Below are 435 nucleotides of genomic sequence, written 5' to 3'. Positions count from 1 at the left end.
GCGCGGCCAGGTTGGGGTGGCGGTTGACCACGGTGCGCACCGAATCGCGCAGCCGGTGCGGATCCAGCGGGCCGGTGATGGTGACGTCGAGTTGCATGGCGTAGACGTCGTCATCGTTGCTTTGAGTTGCATTGGCCTGGAACAGAAGTCCCTGCTGCAGGGGTGTGAGGGGCAGCACGTCGGCGATCCGGTGGTGCTCGCTCAGCTCATCGATCTCGGGCTGGGTGAGACGGGCAGGGACGATGTCGGACGGTGTCAGGCCGCCACCGCCGCCGGCGATGTGCGCGCAGATACCGGTGAGCGCCTCGAACCAGAGCTGACTCAGCCGGCCGATCTGGGCCTCGTCGAGAGCCGAGGGCGCCCACGTCCAGGCGGCGTGAAGACTTGGGCCGGCATCGGTTTCGGCGGTGCTCGCGTTGAGTTCCACGGTGTGCC

General features: G+C 67.8%; 1 protein-coding gene. It reads right to left on the bottom strand.

Going from position 1 to position 435, the window contains the following annotated elements; all coding sequences use genetic code 11:
* Window positions 1–435: hypothetical protein (locus RNB18_RS52380; RefSeq protein WP_311721101.1), on the bottom strand; the 435-nt coding region annotated here is incomplete at both ends.

The sequence above is a fragment of the Streptomyces doebereineriae genome, assembly GCF_031845645.1.
Classification (GTDB): domain Bacteria; phylum Actinomycetota; class Actinomycetes; order Streptomycetales; family Streptomycetaceae; genus Streptomyces; species Streptomyces canus.
This window is presented reverse-complemented; position numbering and strand designations above follow the sequence as displayed.